Annotated in this window: 16 protein-coding genes; 4 read left to right on the top strand and 12 right to left on the bottom strand. The window is 66.9% G+C overall.

All coding sequences use genetic code 11. The annotated features are described in order from the left end of the window. Positions 1 to 39: 39 nt before the first annotated feature. From ACFQQJ_RS02930 to ACFQQJ_RS02950, 5 genes are all read right to left on the bottom strand, one after another. Positions 40 to 1,380, bottom strand: a complete 1,341-nt coding sequence (locus tag ACFQQJ_RS02930) for an alpha-hydroxy-acid oxidizing protein (protein WP_377103884.1) — start codon at positions 1,378 to 1,380, stop codon at positions 40 to 42. Between the two features lie 393 nt (positions 1,381 to 1,773). Next, complete coding sequence (locus ACFQQJ_RS02935) at positions 1,774 to 3,351, bottom strand: ABC transporter substrate-binding protein (RefSeq protein WP_377103886.1); 1,578 nt, start codon at positions 3,349 to 3,351, stop codon at positions 1,774 to 1,776. 68 nt (positions 3,352 to 3,419) lie between these two features. Beyond that, entirely contained in the window at positions 3,420 to 4,268 is an 849-nt protein-coding gene (locus ACFQQJ_RS02940) for an ABC transporter ATP-binding protein (protein WP_377103888.1), read from the bottom strand. After that, on the bottom strand, positions 4,265 to 6,097 hold the full coding sequence (locus tag ACFQQJ_RS02945) for a dipeptide/oligopeptide/nickel ABC transporter permease/ATP-binding protein (protein ID WP_377103890.1): 1,833 nt from the start codon (positions 6,095 to 6,097) through the stop codon (positions 4,265 to 4,267). The genes ACFQQJ_RS02940 and ACFQQJ_RS02945 overlap by 4 nt, the downstream gene beginning before the upstream one ends. Then, positions 6,094 to 7,035, bottom strand: coding sequence for an ABC transporter permease (locus tag ACFQQJ_RS02950; RefSeq protein WP_377103892.1), 942 nt, complete (start codon positions 7,033 to 7,035; stop codon positions 6,094 to 6,096). Before ACFQQJ_RS02950 ends, ACFQQJ_RS02945 begins: the two co-directional genes overlap by 4 nt. Positions 7,036 to 7,597: 562 nt before the next feature. On the opposite strand from ACFQQJ_RS02950, the gene ACFQQJ_RS02955 reads away from it, so the two are divergent. Beyond that, the gene (locus ACFQQJ_RS02955; protein WP_377103894.1) at positions 7,598 to 8,302 is read left to right on the top strand and encodes a GntR family transcriptional regulator; all 705 of its coding nucleotides are present in this window, start codon (positions 7,598 to 7,600) and stop codon (positions 8,300 to 8,302) included. Positions 8,303 to 8,884: 582 nt separating this feature from the next. Beyond that, entirely contained in the window at positions 8,885 to 9,562 is a 678-nt protein-coding gene (locus tag ACFQQJ_RS02960; protein ID WP_377103896.1) for a Crp/Fnr family transcriptional regulator, read from the top strand. Here ACFQQJ_RS02960 and lepB read toward each other — a convergent pair. The 7 genes from lepB to ACFQQJ_RS02995 form a co-directional block, all read right to left on the bottom strand. Next, entirely contained in the window at positions 9,519 to 9,971 is a 453-nt protein-coding gene (lepB, locus tag ACFQQJ_RS02965) for a signal peptidase I (protein ID WP_377103898.1), read from the bottom strand. The genes ACFQQJ_RS02960 and lepB overlap by 44 nt on opposite strands. Positions 9,972 to 9,980: 9 nt before the next feature. Then, on the bottom strand, positions 9,981 to 10,553 hold the full coding sequence (locus ACFQQJ_RS02970; RefSeq protein ID WP_377103900.1) for a DUF6448 family protein: 573 nt from the start codon (positions 10,551 to 10,553) through the stop codon (positions 9,981 to 9,983). A gap of 107 nt (positions 10,554 to 10,660) precedes the next feature. Then, positions 10,661 to 10,996 (bottom strand): cupin domain-containing protein, encoded by a 336-nt coding sequence (locus ACFQQJ_RS02975; RefSeq protein ID WP_377103902.1) that lies wholly within the window; start codon positions 10,994 to 10,996, stop codon positions 10,661 to 10,663. Further along, positions 10,993 to 11,301: a DUF2249 domain-containing protein gene (locus tag ACFQQJ_RS02980; protein WP_377103904.1), complete on the bottom strand. Its 309-nt coding sequence runs from the start codon at positions 11,299 to 11,301 to the stop codon at positions 10,993 to 10,995. Before ACFQQJ_RS02980 ends, ACFQQJ_RS02975 begins: the two co-directional genes overlap by 4 nt. A 79-nt stretch (positions 11,302 to 11,380) precedes the next feature. Continuing rightward, positions 11,381 to 14,038: a multicopper oxidase domain-containing protein gene (locus tag ACFQQJ_RS02985; RefSeq protein WP_377103906.1), complete on the bottom strand. Its 2,658-nt coding sequence runs from the start codon at positions 14,036 to 14,038 to the stop codon at positions 11,381 to 11,383. Further along, positions 14,035 to 14,964, bottom strand: a complete 930-nt coding sequence (locus tag ACFQQJ_RS02990) for a hypothetical protein (protein WP_377103908.1) — start codon at positions 14,962 to 14,964, stop codon at positions 14,035 to 14,037. The genes ACFQQJ_RS02985 and ACFQQJ_RS02990 overlap by 4 nt, the downstream gene beginning before the upstream one ends. A 185-nt stretch (positions 14,965 to 15,149) precedes the next feature. After that, entirely contained in the window at positions 15,150 to 15,680 is a 531-nt protein-coding gene (locus tag ACFQQJ_RS02995) for a hemerythrin domain-containing protein (protein WP_377103910.1), read from the bottom strand. A gap of 52 nt (positions 15,681 to 15,732) precedes the next feature. Between ACFQQJ_RS02995 and ACFQQJ_RS03000 the strand changes: the two genes are divergently transcribed. Together ACFQQJ_RS03000 and ACFQQJ_RS03005 are read left to right on the top strand one after the other, a co-directional pair. After that, entirely contained in the window at positions 15,733 to 16,359 is a 627-nt protein-coding gene (locus ACFQQJ_RS03000; RefSeq protein ID WP_377103912.1) for a hypothetical protein, read from the top strand. Positions 16,360 to 16,407: 48 nt separating this feature from the next. Beyond that, positions 16,408 to 16,704, top strand: coding sequence for a S26 family signal peptidase (locus ACFQQJ_RS03005; protein ID WP_377103914.1), 297 nt, complete (start codon positions 16,408 to 16,410; stop codon positions 16,702 to 16,704). Positions 16,705 to 16,719 lie beyond the last annotated feature (15 nt).

Here is a 16,719-nt window from a genome sequence, read left to right on the forward strand (position 1 = left end):
CTCCACGTGCGGGAGCCCGCAGACGCGAGGCGTCTGCGACTAGCAGGCTTGCGAGCGGCGGTACAGCGATGCAGCCTCCGGATTGGCCGTGGGCGAATCGACAACCGGCCAGACCACGTGTCGAGAGGCGATAGCATCCGTCGATCGGAGGCCAAGGAGCTGCAGCCCGCGCTGGAACTCGTCGCGCAGGATTTCGACGGCGCGCTCCACTCCCCGCTCTCCGGCGGCCATGATCCCGTACAGGTAGGCCCGTCCGATCATCACGGCGTCGGCGCCGGCAGCTCGGGCCGCGATGATGTCCTGGCCGTGCATGATGCCGCCATCGACCATCACGGTGGCTCCGGCGCCGACTACCTCGCGGACCGCCGGGAGGACCTCCATGGTGCCCGGGGTGCGGTCGAGTTGGCGTCCGCCGTGGTTGGAGATGATCACGCCGTCGGCGCCGTACTCCATCATGCGGCCGGCGTCGGCGGGGTTGACGATGCCCTTCACCAGGAGCTTGTGCGGCCAGTGGCTGCGGAGCCAGGTCAGCGCCTCGTAGTTGAGGTTGGGGTCGAAGAGGAGCTTCGCGACCTCCATGTTGGTGCCCGGGAAGTCACGGACGGATGCGAACTCGACAGGCGGGGTGGTCAGCTTGTTCAGCCACCAGTAGGGGAAGCGGGCCATGTTGAAGAACGTCTTCATAGTCAGGGCCGGCGGGATCGCTAGGCCGTTGCGAACGTCCTTGGGACGGAACCCGCCGACGGCACAGTCGATTGTTAGCACGAGGGTCGTGGCGCCGACCTCGAGCGCCTTGTCGAGGATTTCGGTGTTCAGCGATTGGTTGTTGGTCATGTACATCTGGAACCAGTTGTCGCCGTGCGGTGCGGCTGCGGCGACCGTCTCGTAGTCAGTGGTGCCGAGCAGCGAGAGCGCGTACGGGAGGTTGTTTCGCTCGGCGACTCTGGCGACCGCGATCTCGCCCTCGTGGTGCATCATCCGGGTGAACCCGGTTGGTGCGAACACCACGGGGAATCCGATGCGCCGGCCGAGGAGCTCAGTGGATAGGTCTGGGTCCGACACCTCGTGAAGGAGGTTGGGCATGAACCTGGCCGTGTCGAAGACGGCTTTGTTGCGTCGCTGGCTCACCTCGTAGTCGGCCCCACCGTCCACGTAGTCGAAGACCGATCGCGGGGTGGTCCGCCGGCTGATCTGCCGCAGGTCCTCGATCGTGATCGCTGCCTCCAGCCGCCTCTGCACGGGGTCAAGTGTCGGGCTCTTGAACTGGAGCAGCGCGCGGAGGTCGGAAGGGCGCGGGAGCTGTCGCTGCACGTGAGCCTTGTCTCCGCCGGTCGTCTTCGGGGCGGGACGGTGCTCTTCCTTCAGCTTTGCGCTGTTCATGTCAGTTCTTCTTTCGGGTTTCTTGGTCTGACTGCTGCGGCCACCGGTTGCGCGGGTGTGCCGGCTAGTTGGGGGGAGTGTTCATGTAGTCTGCGGGCCGGGTGATGTCGGTGGAGAACACGTCTGGGAGGAACACGATCGCCGCTGCGCTCAGGCTCCAGGTCATGTGCGACACGAAGTGTGTGAACATTCGCCGTCGCGCCTCCCGGTTGGCGTACCGATGCGGGCCGCCCTGAGGTTGCTGCGCCTCGCCTTCTCCACTCGTACGAGACATCTGCCTAGTCATTCCCTCGTCCTTCATGTTCGGTTCGGCTCGATCGCCTCATTCCGGGTTCCATCAGCGAGTAAGTGGTGCGCAGGTCGTGCAGGGCCGGCCCGCGCACCACTCTGGGGTCACTTCACTGGTGCCACGGTCCAGCCGAGGTCAACGACCGGGTTCTGGGTCGTGATGTAGACCCCGGTGATCTTCTTCTGGTCGTAGATCGTCACCTGCTGGCGGATGTAGACCGCACTCAGGAGGGCCTGGTCGGCCTGGGCGCGATGCCAGGCGGCGAAGTAGGCGTCGGTTTTGGCCTGGTCGCTCGCTGCCGCAGCGGTCTCGAGTGACTTGTTGATGTCGGCGTCCTGGTAGTTCCACGCGTTGTACTGCGTGGCTCCTCCGTTGAAGAAGCTGCGCGACTGGATGTAGGTCGGCAGCGACCCGTAGTTGAAGGCGGACACCGGATACTTCTTGGCGAGTACGTCGGTGGTCAGCTGGCCGAGGTCGGTGTAGGTCTGGAGGTTGGCCTTGATGCCGAGTTGCGCCCAGGACTGCACTACGGCCTGTGCCATCAGGTTGGTGTTGTTGGCCGCCGGGGTGGACATGTCGAAGCTGAAGCCGCCGGCGTAGCCCGCCTCGGTGAGCAGCTGCTTCGCCTTGGCCATGTCGTAGGTGAAGATGCTGTCGTCGGCCCCGGTGTAACCGTCCTGGCCCTTCAGAATGAGAGACGGGCTGGGATCGGAGAAGCCGCCGAAGACCGCCTTCGAGATGGCGCTGCGGTCGATCGCATACATCATCGCCTGGCGGACCTTCGGGTCCTTCAGAGCGGGCACGGTGGTGCCGGAACGATCCGAGATCAGGATCCCCGAGATACCGAACGGAGCGGTGGCCACCGTCAGTCCCGCGGCCTTGGCCGCAGTGGCCGTGGGCTGGTTGCCGCTGAACAGGTCAGCCGACCCGCTCTGCACTGCCTGGAGGGCTGCATTGGCGTCCGCGACCACCTTGATGACGATCTTGGTGTACTTGATCTTGGACTGGTCCCAGTAGTTCTTGTTCGGAACGTAGGTGTAGGTCGCGTTCGCAACGGTCTGGGCCGGATCCAGCATGTAAGGGCCGGCGCCGAAGGTGGCAGTCTTGAGCTTCGCCGGGTCGCTGGCCGCCTCAGACGAGACCACCGAGCCGACAAGCAGCCGCTGGGACAGCAGGTAAGGAAGGGCATCGTTGGGCGTCTTGTTCTTGATGACCACGGTGGTGTCGTCCTGGGCGGTGACCGAGTCGATCGCGCCCATCCAGTTCGGGCCGTTCACGCCCTTAGTGCGTGCATAGTTCAGGGAGTCGGCCACATCCTGCGCCGTGAGCGCCGAGCCGTCGGAGAACTTGACCCCTCCGCGCACCTTGAGCTCGAACGTGGTGTTCGTCTTGTCGGTGTACTTCCACTCGGTGGCCAGGTCGGGCGCGATCTTGCCGTCCTTGTCGATCCGGGTGAGGGAGTCGTACGCCACGTTGATGTACATGTTGTTGATCTGGTCGACCGACTGCAGCATCGGGTCAAGGCTCGTCGGCGGCGCGCTCGCGGCGATGGTCAGCACCGGGCCGCTGGACCCACCGCTGCCCGCTCCGGCACAGCCCGTCACGGCGAGTGCCGCGGAGACACCCACCACTACCGCCGCCAACCCCAGCCGGGCGGGCTTGCGATCACGGATCGGAAACATCTTGATTCCTCCTCTTCCTAGCCGACGGATTTCGGCTGGGGCTCTTGGTTTGTTGTGAATATCGGTGTCTAGCTCGTTGCGAGTACTGCGTTCTGGGAGTTCATGAGCTCGATCCATGCCTTTCGGCGTTCGTGCTGGATGACGGGGTCCGGATGGGGTACCGCCGCTAGCAGCTTCTTGGTGTAGTCCTCCTTGGGGGAGGTGTAGACGTCTTCGGTGACGCCGGACTCGACGATGCGGCCCGCGCTCATCACGACGACGCGTTCGCACAGGACCCGGACGACCGCCAGGTCGTGGGCGATGAACAGGTAGGTGACCCCTGTCTCCTCCTGCTCCTTCAGGAACAGGTTCATGATGTGGGCCTGCACCGAGAGGTCGAGGGCCGAGACCGGCTCGTCGCAGATCACCAGCCGGGGGCTGGGCATGAACGCTCGCGCAATGGCGATGCGCTGCCGCTGGCCGCCGGAGAAGTTGCCAGGCAGCTTCTCCAGCGCTGCCCGATCCAAGCCGACCCGCTCCAGCAGCACGCCGGCCCTCTCGGCCGCTTGGGCCTTGCTCATCTGGTGGTTCGTCACTAACGGCTCGGTGAGGATGTCGCGGATCTTCTTGGCTTCGTTCAGCGAGCTGCGCGGGTCTTGGAACACCACCTGGATGCTCTGCGAAATCTTCTGGCGCTCGCGACGAGTAAGGCGCGTGATGTCGCGGCCGTCGAAGGTGATCGTGCCCGCCGTCGCCTCTGCCAAGCCCAGGATCGCCCGGCCGACGGTCGACTTGCCCGAGCCGGATTCGCCTACGATGCCCAGCGCTTCGCCCTCGTTGACCGAGAAGTTGATGTGCTGCACGGCGGTGAAGTGGCCGCGGGTGAGCTTGTAGGTGACCTCGAGGTCGTGGACCTCGAGGAGTGGCGTGACGGTCATCGGGTCCCCTCCGCTGCAGACTTGTTCTCGGACGACGAGGCTTCGCGTGCCGCCGCCATGCTGGGTGTCTCGAAGTCGCCGGTGATGACCGGCAGCCTCTGCCCGGGCTTGGCGTCATGCGGGTTGGAGCGGAGCAGCGCCTGGGTGTAGGGGTGCTGCGGATGGCGGTAGATGCCCTCGGCGGTGTTCTGCTCGACGATCTCGCCCTTGTACATCACAGCAACCCGGTCGCACAGGTCCGCGACGACGCCCCAGTCGTGGGTGATCAGGACGACCGACATGCCGGTCTTGTCGCGCAGCGACATGAGCAGGGCCAGGATCCCGGCCTGCACTGTCACGTCCAGGGCGGTGGTCGGTTCGTCGGCAACCAGGAGCTCGGGCTCCCCGGCGAGGGCGAGCGCGATCGAGACGCGCTGCGCCATGCCGCCGGACAGCTGGTGCGGGTAGCGTTCGGCGACCGCCTCGGGGTCGCGGATCTCGACCAGGCGCAGCAATTCGACAGCACGGGTCTTTGCGTCCTTGCGGGACTTGCCGGTGTTGCGCCGGATCGCCTCGCCCAGCTGGCTGATGATCCGGTAGTTCGGGTCGAGTGCGACCATCGGCTCCTGGGCCACGTAGGCGAGCCGCCGCCCGCGGAGGTGGTCCATCTCGTGCAGGGAGAGCTCGACGAGGTTCTTGCCGCCGAAGAGCACCGAGCCGGAGGAGATCTCGGCGACCTCGCCGATGACGCCGAGGACACCGAAGGCGACGGTGGTCTTGCCGGAGCCCGACTCGCCAACGATGCCGATGGTCTCTCCCTTGGCGACCGTGAAGTTGACGTCCTTCACGACCGGCACCACCCCGTGCGGGTTCTTGTAGCCGATGCCCAGGCCGGCCACTGCAAGCGTCGCGCCGGTGGCCGCCGGCACCTGGGTGTTGCGGTCGGCACGACGGTGCACCGATCGCATCGTGAGCTTCGGAGCCGTCCACTGGCCTGCGACGCGGTCGCGGAGGGTGTCGCCGATCAGGCCGAGCGACAGGGCCGTGAGCGCGATCGTGCCGCCGGTCGGATACAGCATCCACGCGTTGAGGGAGATGTTGCCCGCCGCCTCGGCGACCATGTTGCCCCAGCTGGGATCGGGCTGCTGGGTGCCGAAGCCGAGGAAGCTCAAGGCGCTCTCCACCACGATGGCGGTGGCCCCGAACACCGCGGCCTGCACGATGATAAGGCCCGTCGTTCGGGGGAAGATGTGGTGGCGGATGATGTGCAGCGGCGAGAGCCCGGAGACCCGCGCGGCGTCGACGAACAGTTCATTGCGGGTCGCCATGGCGGCGGCCCGGACGATCAGGCCGAGCACGGGTCCGGCCAGGAGGCCGTAGACGAACATCGCCAGGATCACGTTGCCGCGGTACACCGACAGGACGACGAACAGGATGATCATCTTGGGCATCGCCAGGACGGCGGAACTGCTGGCCGAGATGATCCGGTCGGGCCATCCACCGAGGTAACCGGCCAGCAGGCCGAGGACGACACCGACGATCACGTAGACCGCGATTGAGATCGCGACGGCCAGGACGGTCGAGCGGCCCCCGAACATCAGGCGGGAGAGGATGTCGCGTCCCAGGCTGTCGGTCCCGAGCCAGTGGGCGGCGGTCGGGCCCTGGAGGACGTTGGCGAGGTCCTGCACCTGCGGGTCGATCGGGGCGAGGAGGTTCGCGAAAGTACAGGCGATCACGACGATCGCGAGCCAGGCGCTGGCCACGATGGTGAACATCGAAGGCCGCTTGCGGACCGATCGAAGGGCCCGGACGGCCTGCGGCTGGGCAACGACGGTGATGGAATCGGTCATCGGGTCCTCAACTTCGGGTTCAGGGCGATGCTGACGATGTCGCCAAGGAGAGTCGCTGCGAGTACGACGACCGTGTACGCGAGCACGGCGCCCTGGATCGTCACCAGGTCACGTTGCGTCGTCGACGTCACGACGAGGGAGCCGAGTCCGGGAATCGCGAAGATCGACTCGAGCGCGACGGTGCCGCCGAAGAGGTTGACGAAGGAGGCGATGATCGCGGAGGCGATCGGGCCGGCGGCGTAGCGCGGGGCGTGCTGGTAGACCAGCGAGAATCGGGACAGGCCGTTCGCCTGGAGGAACCGCATGAAATCCCGGCTGAGTGCCTCCGACATCGAGTCCCTGGTCTGTTTGGCGATGATCGCGACGCCGGCAAGGGAAAGTGCGATCACGGGCAGCACCAGGTGTATGGCCCATGACCCGAAATCCTCCTGCGGAGGCGTGTAGCCCAGCGGCGGGAGGATCTTCAGCTGCCCCGCGACGAGCACGACGAGCAGCAGCGCGAACCAGAAGTTCGGGAGGGCGATACCGAGCATCGAGATCGTGTCGAGTACCTTCGAGACCGCGCCGCGCTTCACGGCCGCCCACGTGCCGAGGATGATGCCCACGACGGCGCCCAGGATCGTGGCGAACCCGGCGACATAGACGGTCGGCATGATGCGTTCGGCGATCACGGTGGTCACCGGCTGGCCGGTGTATATCGAGGTGCCGAGGTCGCCATGAAACGCTCCCTGGAGCCAATACCACCACTGCACGTAGAAGGGTTGGTCGAGGTGCATCTGCGCGCTCAGCCTCGCCACGTTCTCCGGGGTCGCATCCTGGCCGAGGATGACCACGGCGGCGTTGCCGGGGATCAACGAAACCAGCAGGTAGGTGATGATCGTCATCAGGAACAGCACCGGAATCGCCATCAGGAGGCGGTTCACTATCACTCGTGTCATCGGCGTGACTCCGTTCTGAGCGCCTGGCCACTCGCGAGGCGAGACCCTGCGCGCCGTCCGGCATGTATCATCTGCGTGCTCTCTCCAGTACTCCGTCGTACGAGCCGTGAGCCCAAGGGCTTCGGGGCTCCGGGGCCCTGGGAGAAGATGCTCCGCCCGTCAGCTTCGAGTCCCCACGACCTTCGTCATCGGCAGGCCTGAGTGGACATTATCGATAATGTTCTGGGTTGGCAAGAGGTTCCGCTCATAACTCGTTGCTAGATTGACCAGCTGGATCTAGCGGCGCGCCCGGCGCACTGGCAATCGCCGAGTGGGCGCTAGTGAGCGCGGGTTGAAACGGCCACTACGCCGGAGTACCGGCGACATCGGCGTAGTCCAAGGCGGGGCTTCCGTCGTCTGCGCCTGCCCCGAGTCGGGGCGCGGGAAGCGACACGTATGATCGATAATCCCTTCCACCCGAGAACGCCACGCTGTACAGTCAGCGAACAAGCGCTGACATACCTCGTCAATCTGCCTGAGACGGTGCTCGACGAGGGCCGGCTTCTAGTGCGGAGGGTGTGCGATGAGCTTTGGGGCCACTGGTGCCGCCGAGTCAGACCGAGCGACCCTTGCCGACCGCATCTATGGCCAGCTTGAGGACGAGATCCTGTCTGGCGAACTGAAGCCCGGATCAAGGCTGCTGATCGTTCCCCTCGCGAAACGCTTTGGTACGTCACAAGCACCCGTTCGTGAAGCCATCCGCCGACTCACCGAAGAGGGGCTTGCGGTCACAGAGCCCTACGTCGGCACGGTGCTCAAGGAACCTTCCTGGAATGAAGTCGAGGAGATCTACGAGCTACGCATCGAGCTCGAGGCCTACGCGGTCAGGCGGCTTCTCGCACGCCAGCGCGGAACTCTGAAGTCAGACCACCCCATCAGGCGCACCTTCCGCGAGCTCCAGCGCGCCGTTCGCGCGGGCGCCCCCATGGGTGTTGTCGATGCCGACATGGACTTCCACCGGGCGATCGTTGCGGCGGCGGAGAGCCCAGTGGCGCTCGAGATGTGGAGCACTATCACCAAACGAATCCGTGGCGCCCGCCTCAGCTACGAGCGGCGGCGGAGAGACGATCTCTCCACCATGGTCGACACCCACCGCGACCTTCTCGACGCGATTGAGGCGGGCGATCCCCAATCAGCTGACGAGGTGTTCAGAGCCCATCTGAATCGCGCGCTTGACCGCCTAAGGGATCTCGAGGACGCGGCCGAGAGTGGCGAGTCGGCGAGCTAGCCAGGATGCGGCCGTCCTTTCCGCCTGGACGGACGCATCGGGCGGCTGGGTGACGTGGAGTTCGTCAGATGCCGTCGTCGCCAGCGTGCACAATCGAGCGCCATCCACCCGGACCAATGGCGTAGTGGCCGCACATCGGTCGTTATGGTTTCCCTTGTCAGGAGGCATTTCGCCTTCGGGTGAGCACGCGTCGGGGACTTTCGCGATGGGAAGGCGAGCGCCTGGACCCGACCGTCGTTCGAGTACACCTCAACGCGACACACCGCGCTGGCCGCAGAAGCGTCTCGTTGGGGTCCGCCTCTCGACTTCTGGCACACCTGCTCCGTAGGCTCCAGATCCCAACGAGACACCCCGACAGGTCGGGTGCACCATGCCGTCGCCGACAGATAGAACGGCTTCTTCCCACCGGGAATCCATGGGAAGTCCCTCAGTGAGGATCCCCAGCGATCGGGTCATGGTGTTCACTTTGTCGTTGTCACCGGCAACCTTGGGAGCGACGAACGACTGGGCGTCGCACACCAACCGGGTGCTGAACGCGGCGCGTCAGGCTCACCATTGCCGACATGTTCTTAGGGTTGGGTCATGGCCGACAGTTGCGTCTCGCGTGTCCCGGTCTTTGCCAGCCTGTCGGTGCAGGATCAGCAGCGGGTCGAGGAGTTGGCGCGTCCGACCCTTCTGAAGGCGGGTGAGGCGGCGTACCGTGCCGACGAGGATCTGTCGCAGCTCGTGGTGGTGCATTCGGGTCGACTCAAGATCTTTCGGCTCTCAGCCGACGGGTCGGAGCAGTTGATCCGGGTGTTGGGTCCAGGCGACTTCACCGGGGAGACGTCGGTGTTCACGGGCCAGCGGCCCGATGATTACGCCACCGCGCTGGGGGAGTCCCGGCTTTGCGTGTTCCGTCATGATGATCTTGAGGGGTTGATCAGGAGGCACCCCGAGATCGGCTTGCAGCTGCTGTCGCGGGTGAGTGCGCGGCTCTCCGACACCGAGCACCGCCTTAACTCGCTGACCTCGCGCGATGTCGAGAGCCGCCTGGCCGACTACCTGCTCGGTCTCGCTAGCGCCTGGCGCGGCGGTGTCGCGACGGTGACCTTGCCGGTGGCCAAGAAGGACGTGGCGTCCCTGCTCGACACCACACCCGAAAGCCTCAGCCGGGCTCTGAAGAGCCTCGCGAGCCAGGGCCTGATCGTCATCGGCGCGGGCCGGTCGGTCTCGATCACGCAACCCGACCGGCTGCAGCAGCTCGTCGACGAGGCTTGAAGGCCCGGGGCCAGCGGGGCCCCACCAGCCGTCGGGTGACCACCATTGCGACACTCTCAGCCGGGACGAAGGGGTCGTCCCAGATCCGGGAGTCGTCCGAGCCGGCTGGGTTGTCACCGGCCATGAAGTAGCTCGCCGCGGGAACCCGCCAGGTCTGGGTGTAGGCGCCCGGAACCCGGGGACGTCCGTCGACGGACTCGCCGTTGACGAAAAGCCGTCCGGCCTCCAGCTCAACAAAGTCACCCGGCAGGCCCACCACGCGCTTGATCATCGGAAGTTCACCGCGCTGGAACACGACGACATCGTCCCGTCGTACCCCGGCGCGTCCGACCCGCCGCGTGAGCAGCAGGTCGGACGAGCGGTAGGTGGGGGCCATGGATTCGCCGGCAACCCTGACAAGCCGCTTCATCGGGGTTCCCTAGTGTTCGTGGGAGTGGCCCGCCGGCGCGTGGTGCGCGTGCTCCTCACCCTCGGCGTACTTGAAGAAGCTCACGTAGGCCGCAATGTAGCGTCGGGCAGCCACGACGTCGTTCACGTCGAAGTCCTTGATCGCCAGCGCCGCCTGAAAACGCTGGTCGAGCTCGGCGCGGCGCTCCTGCGGCACCCTCGGCAGCAGGTCTGCATCCGAGCCCGCTGCGATGGCCTCGTCGGCGGCCTTCACGACAGGGTCGATCTCGGTGCCGACGGGCTGGATACCGGTGAAGCCGACGCCCTCGCCCATCCGGTGGATGCGGACCATCGTTTCGAGGAAGAGCCGATCGGCCAGGTCGGCGGCTTCCCGCCCGAGGGTCCGGACCCGCAGGGCCTTCTCGAAGACCTCACGCAACTCGGCCTCACCGTCGGCGGGGATCCACTTGAGCGCGTAGTTGATGTTGCCGGTCTCCACGGCTTTACGTCCGTCCTTGACGGCCGGGCCTTCGGCGGTGTCGCAGTGGGCCTGCACGGTGATGGGCTTCAGTGCGGCCAGCAGGGTGGCGATTCGGTTGAACATGATGTTCTCCTTTGTTCGATGTCCCCAAGTTAGAAGGATCCGGGACGGACTTCCTTGACGCAGATCAAGCCCCGCTGCGGTTGTGGCGTCCCTTGAACACGAGCGCTTCAGCTCGACCGGCCGTCGAGCATGGCGAGCACCAAAAGGGATGGCTCGTGCGCGAACACAGCGTGGGGTACTCGGGTGTCGAGGTGCATCAGGCCACCGGGCAGGAGTTCCTCGGTGTGACCGTCGGCAGTGATCGCTAGTCGGCCTTCCAGAACTTGTAGCAGCACTGGCATCGCGGCGGTGTGCTCGGTGAGTTCCTGTCCGGCGTCGAATGCGAACATGACCACCCGAACGCCAGCTGCGTGCAGGACTGTCCGCGACACCGTTGCCTCCGGCTGAACCTTGATGCGCTCGGTCAGGTCCGCGATCGCTGTGAAAGCGCTGGCTGCGGTCATCGACCGGCCTGATCCTCGTCGGGGAGCCGGTTGATCCGCAGCCGCCACTCCTCTGGTCCCTCGACCAGGTACTCCACGCTGATGGGGGAACGCTCAGCGAGCTGGTTCAGCAGCGGCACCGGGTTGTGGGGTGCAACCAGGACGAGCGATCCACCGACTCCGATCGCATCGAATGCTCCAAAGACGGTGGCGTGCCGGATCGCATGCGGGATGGGCCGAACGTCCAGCACCAGGTCTTCCTCCTCGTGCTGCCCGCAGGCGCAGCCACCGGCCGTTGTGGTCTCCAGGGGGACGGTCTTGGTCATCGTGATCTCCTTCGGTGAGCTCCCGTGGGAGCGGTGGCGGCGGGCACCGTCGGTGCCGCCGGACGGGTGAGTCCGTTGTTCATGGGCTTACCTGGACGTAGCCGTGAGCGCCTCGCTCGGCGTCGGCCATGACGTGGGTGACCATTGGGTAGCGTCCGGCTTCGGGGAAGACGGTCTCGACGAACCCGCCCTGGGCAGGCTGCAGGCCGAGTGCTTGGGCGCCGCCGCGGTCGCCGAACGGGTCGCGCCCATGCTTGAGCAGGTAGCTGCCTTCGCTGAGGACGGTGTCGAACTGGGCGCCGACGATGTGGAAGCTGCTGGGACGGTTCGGGCCGGCGTCGAGAACCCAGAACCGGACCCTTTCGCCGACCCTTGCGGTGAGCGGCTGGGTGTCGTAGCCGTTGGCGACGCCGTTGAACACCACGTAGCTGGGCTCACCGCCAGCGGCCGCATCGACGTCCACCTCTGCTGCCGACGCTGCGTCCGGCGCACGGTTCTGCAGGTAGACCTCCGACTGCACGAGCAGGTAGGAGCGGTCGACCTGCGGCAGTCCCTCGGGTTCGATCACCACGGCGCCGGTCATCCCTGCGGCGATGTGGGCGCTCATCGGCATCGTCGAGCAGTGGTACATCCAGATGCCGGCTTTGGTGGCGGTGAATCGGTAGGTGAGGCGTTCGCCCGGCTCAATGGTTCGCATGGGCTTGTCGGGGGCTAGTGCGCCGGCGTGGAAGTCGATCGAGTGGCCCATCGATCCGTCGTTGACCAGAGTGATCACGAAGATGTCGCCGATCCGGCCGTGGAGGGTTGGCCCCACGGAGGCCCCGTTGTAGGTCCAGCGGCGCTGCCACACCCCCGGGGCGACCTCCAGCGGTGTCTCCTGCACGGTCAGCGTGAGGTGGTGCTCGCGGTCGTCGCTGAGCGGTGCCAGCACGGGGTCGACCACGTCCGGGGTCGTTGGCGAGGTTGAGGCGTCCGGTCCGTTCGGGGAGTGCTCCATCTGGTGCGGGTCAGTGCCTGGCGTCGGGCTGGCGGCCGGCCCCGCAGCGGGTGCGTTGTCAACAATGACCTCGAAGGTCATGCCCATCTGCCGGTGGCCGGCTACCGAGCAGTAGCCCTTCGTGGAGGTCCCGATGACGCCGGCATCCAGTTCTGTGCGGGCGCCGGGACCGATCCGTGCGCTCCTGGCCGAACCGATCACCAGGTCGTGGGTGGTGGTGTCGCCGTTGATCAGGTCGACAACCAGCCGGTCGCCGGCGTTCAGGTGCACTTCGGAGGGGGTGTAGCGCATGCCGATCGCCGTCACCTCGACCCGCACCACTTCTCCGGTGGGCTGGACAGCGACGGCGGCAGCAGCCGTACCGGTAGCTCCGGCGGCGGCGGGGTCAACCCCGACGCCGATCACGACAGCGGTGGCCAGCGCGGTCAGGCCGGCGATGAGCTGGCCGGCTGTGAAGATGCTCGGCCGGTCCACCTGGTCCGGGCGCGGCTGGGCGGGAGCGGCCTCCGCGCCGTCGCGGCTTGCGACGAGCAGCTTTCTGGCAGCGACACTTGCCCGCACCCCCAGCACCATCAGCGGCAGGAAACTCGCAGCAGCGAAGAGGGCCAGCAGCGAGCCGGTCACCTTGACCCAGCTTGGGGTCGGCATGAGCCACAGCACGAGGCCGCCGTTGATCGCGATCAGACGGAAGGCGCCCGCGCGGTTGAACCAGGCCTGTCCGGCCCGCACGACACTTGGTCCACCTCCCAGCACCGAGGGCAGCATGTAGGACAGCGCACCGGTGAGCACCTGCACACCGAAGCCGGCGCCGAGGACGGCGGCCGGCCAGATGAAGCCTTCGCGTACCACCTGCCAGTCGGGAGCTGTGGCAAGCAGCCAGCCGGCCCAGGTGAGCCCGAACACCATCCACAACAGGCCGACAGCGACGGAGGCCGGGCCGAACTCCCGAGGTGGGCTCTTTCGGAGAGGGTGCCACAGGCCCCGTCCCCACAGGAGCAGCCCGGAGAGGTAGGCCAGCACTCCCAGCCCGGCGATCAGGCCGATTCCGACCAGGGCGCCGCCGACCGCGACGGCGATTGCGCTGGTCAGCACCGGCAGTGCCTGTCTGGTCCAGCGCTCGGCGGTTGGGTCGAGCCGGGTGCGCAGCATTGTGGGCCATAGCGTCAGGAGCGTGCCGGTGAGGGTGAGGCCGACCCAGCCGAGCACGTTGGCCAGCGCGTGGGCCACCAGCAGCCGTCCGTGCCACGGGTCCGGCCAACCCCAGGCGAGCGTCACTCCCAATCCCGCCCCCAGCACCAGCGAAGCAGCAGCCCACAGGTAGTACCGGACGGTGACCTGGAACCTTGCGGGCAGCGCCTTGCGCAGCATGCGCCAGAGGACCAGACCGTGCCAGCCGGCAGCGGTCGCCACAGCCAGGCCGCCGGCGAGCGTGAGCAGCCACCAGTCGGTGGGCACCCCGACCAGGACAGCGGCAGCACCGCCGGTGACCAGGCCCAGCCGTGTGGTCTGCCAACGGGCGTCCCTCGGTGAGGCGGGGGAGCGCAGCAGGGTCTGGGCGAAGTGGAAGCTCCACACGATGATGGAGTGGGTGAGTGCGCCGAGAAGCACCATGTGCAGCATGAGCCAGTTCGCGTCCGGCAGCCAGCGGTGCGCGATCGCCACGACCGCAGCGGCCGCGAGCCAGCCGAGGAGCGGCAGGTCGCGCAGGCGGGACCTGCCTCTGGCATTCGGGCGGCTCATCGGCGTACGACCAGGGTGACAGCGGTCGCAAGGAAGGTGAGCATCGCGAGCACGCCGAGCACGCCCCCGGCCTGCCACAGCTGGTTCTGCCCTGAGAGCGCACTGGTGAAGCGGATGCCGAGGCTGACGTGCAGCAGCACCAGCGGAACCCACAGCACCGGACGGTATGGCAGCGGACGGCCCAGCACTGCCGGAAGGATTACCGGGGCGTGTGCCATCACCATGGAGACGGCGAAGCCGAGGAACACTCCGTGCACCACCACGTCGTAGGTGGCCGTGCTGGTCCGAAGCCCGGCGACGGCCAGGACCAGTCCGGCGATCAACAGGTTGGCGTAGCCGGCCAGGAGTGCGGTGGCGAGGTAACGGTGCTGCCCGGTCAGGCGGAGTTGCCGGCGGGCCACGTCGTGCACAGCCAGCCAGACAGCAATGGCCACCACCGTGACGCCGACCAGCCGCTCGCCGACCGTCGGGAACACCAGCGCGGAAAGAACCGAGAGGGTGAGCGCCGACGCCAGCGCGAGGAGTTCGAGGTCTGCTCGCCGCCCCATGCTCAGGGCGGCCAGCTCGGCTCGTTCGGCGGCGATGGTCACGATCACGAAGCCGGCCAGCCAGGGGAGCGCGCCGGAAGCGCCGGCAAAGGTGACAACGACAGCACCGCCGAGCACGAGTACGCCGGACAGTACCTGCACGGCAACCAGCGGGCGCGGTGCACGACGCCACAGGGCGATGTAGGTGGCGACGAAGACAAGCGCGCCCTCTACCTGTAGAAGTTCGCCCAACAGCGGCGGCGCCGGACTGATCAGCGCGAGGGCTCCGACTCCGAACAGTGCCGGCGCCAGGAATGCCCAGGCGCGGCCAAGGGCCTGCGCGCGTTCGAGGGAGATCAGGGTGCCCAGGAACCCCAGCACCATCACCTGTCCGTGCACATCACCCAGGCGGTCAGAAGCAACGGGTGCCCACACCTCGAGCCGCACGAGGGCTGCGTTCAGCCCTGAGAGCAGGGCGACGCCACCGAGCGCAACCAGAAGTACCCGACCCCTGGTTGCCCTGCGACTGGATAGGGCGCTCGCCAAGCGGCTGGCGGCGGCTTGCCGCGCGGCGGGGATCATCCTCAGAGCGCGGATCCGCCGGGGTGACCGGCCGCCACCGGCTCGTCCTGATGGGTATGGCCAGACGGTGCCGGATGGACGTGCGGAGTGTCGCCGTCGTGGGAGTGCGGAGTGATCTCGTGGACCTCGATCCATTCCGGACCGCCGAGCGCGATGGCCGCGGCTGGGAAGAGACCGTTGTCCTCCTTGTCGATGTGATCGCGGAGCTCGTTCTCGAACAGGGTCATCGCAGCATCGTCACCGGGGGTGATGGCCGCGAGATGAACCGCGAGGGATTCGTGCTCGGCGCAGAGGCTGGCGATATGGCTCGCGTAGACCTCGTCCCTTGCCATCACCTGGAACAGGCCAACCTCTTCGGCGACCGTGTGTGGCCAGAGAAGTCCGGCAACGACCGACCTGGCAGCCTCCAGTGCTTCCGCCTCGCCGGCGTGGACGGCGGCGCGAAGCTCACCGTTGGCGTTGATGATCTCCACGTGCTCGGCCATGAACCGGCCGATCACCTCGATCGAATCGCATCCGCAGTAGCTGCACACCCGAACTCCATTTCTACACATTGCCTTGTAAAAAATACTCTACACTAGCGGGATGAGCACATCGACCCGGCTCGGCCCGCAGCCGGCCCGCACGGACCGGCCCAGGCAGGCGGCCCTGCGGGTGCTGCAAGCCCTCATCGCCAGCGACGGACGCGGCACTGTCGCTACGCTCAACCAGGCCCTCGGCGGCCATGCGAACACCATCCGCGTGCAACTGGAGCATCTGGTCGCCGACGGCTTCGTCACCCAGACCTCACTGCCGACACCTGGCCGTGGCCGCCCCGCTCGCGCCTACCTCGCCACGATCGCGGGCCGTCAGGTGGCCGGGGAAGAGCCGGACAGGCAGGGACAGAGCGCACTGGTCGAAGCCCTGGCAGAGCACCTCGCCGGCACCGACGATCCGGCCGCTGCAGCTCACTCGGTCGGCCTCAACTGGGGCAGCCTGCTGGCGGCCTCCGGAGGTGGCGAGTTGATCTCGATCCTGGCCGGCCAGGGCTTCACGCCCCTGGCGACGTCCGACGGCATCGCCTTGCGAACCTGCCCGTTGCTTGCTTCCGCCCGGCGGTACCCCGACGTGGTGTGCGGCATCCACCAGGGACTGATCGACGCCATCTCCCACGAACCGCAAGAACTCCTGCCATTCGTGGCGGCGGGTGCCTGTCTGATTCGTCACGCTTGAGTCCGGCCGCCTGGCTCTCTACGCGCACAGGCGATCTCGGCCCTCTTGTTGGGTCGGCCTCGGGCCTCGAGTATTCACTCGCGTGGCGCCCCGAGAGGGCGCGAGCCCGTCGACGGGCGCCCCCGTGTTCCGGGCGCCTACACCCAGACCTGGCGGGTTCCCGCGGCGAGCTACTTCATGGCCGGTGACAACCCAGCCGGCTCGGACGACTCCCGGATCTGGGACGACCCCTTCGTCCCGGCTGAGAGTGTCGCAATGGTGGTCACCCGACGGCTGGTGGGGCCCCGCTGGCCCCGGGCCTTCAAGCCTCGTCGACGAGCTGCTGCAGCCGGTCGGGTTGCGTGATCGAGACCGACCGGC

It is taken from the genome of Propionicimonas sp. T2.31MG-18 (assembly GCF_964266745.1).
GTDB lineage: Bacteria > Actinomycetota > Actinomycetes > Propionibacteriales > Propionibacteriaceae > Propionicimonas.